The 989-nt window shown below is 70.3% G+C and carries 1 protein-coding gene; it reads left to right on the top strand.

What is annotated here, in order from left to right; translation table 11 throughout:
- The coding region (locus tag FVE25_RS53660) for an AMP-binding protein (protein WP_157255263.1) at positions 1 to 989 on the top strand (989 nt) is incomplete at both ends.

Below are 989 nucleotides of genomic sequence, written 5' to 3'. Positions count from 1 at the left end.
CGCAGGTGGACCTACGCCGAGCTCGACGCCGAGGTGAACCGGCTGGCCGCCGCTCTGATCGCCCGGGGTGTGGCCAAGGGTGACCGGGTGGGCATCTGGGCGCCCAACTGCGCGGAATGGGTGATCGTCCAGTACGCCACCGCGAAGATCGGCGCGATCCTGGTCAACGTCAACCCCGCCTACCGCGCCCACGAGCTCGCCTACGTGGTCAGGCAGTCGGGCCTGCGGCTGCTCATCAGCGCGCTGGCGCACAAGGGCAGCGACTACCGGGCCATGGCCGAGGAGATCGGGTTCGCCGACGTGATCTACCTCGGCGACCCGAGCTGGGAGGACCTGCTGGCCCTGCCCGCGGACCCGGCCGCGGTCCGGGCCCGGATGGCGTCGCTGAGCGCCGACGATCCGATCAACATCCAGTACACCTCGGGCACGACCGGTTTCCCCAAGGGGGCGACGCTGTCGCATCACAACATCCTCAACAACGGCTTCTTCGTCGGTGAGCTGCTGGGCTACACCGAGGCCGACCGGGTCTGCCTGCCGGTGCCCTTCTACCACTGCTTCGGCATGGTGATGGGCAATCTGGGCGCCGCCTCGCACGGGGCGTGCGTGGTGATCCCCGCCGCCGGGTTCGCGCCGGAGGCGACGCTGCAGGCCGTGCAGCAGGAGAGGTGCACCGCGCTGTACGGCGTGCCGACCATGTTCATCGCCGAACTGGCCATCGCCGCCCGCTTCGACCTGTCCAGCCTGCGCACCGGCATCATGGCCGGCTCTCCCTGCCCGGTGGAGGTGATGAAGCGCGTCGCCGGTGAGATGAACATGGCCGAGGTGGCGATCTGCTACGGCATGACCGAGACCTCCCCGGTCTCCACCATGACCAGGCCCGGCGACGGCCTGGAGCGCCGCACGGAGACGGTCGGGCGGGTGATGCCGCACGTGGAGGTCAAGGTGGTGCACCCGGACAGCGGGCTGACGGTGCCGCGTGGCGAGCCGGG

The sequence above is a fragment of the Nonomuraea typhae genome (genome assembly GCF_009760925.1).
GTDB classification, from domain to species: Bacteria; Actinomycetota; Actinomycetes; order Streptosporangiales; family Streptosporangiaceae; genus Nonomuraea; species Nonomuraea typhae.
The sequence above is the reverse complement of the archived record's forward strand: the minus strand, read 5'-3'. Positions and strand labels throughout refer to the sequence as shown.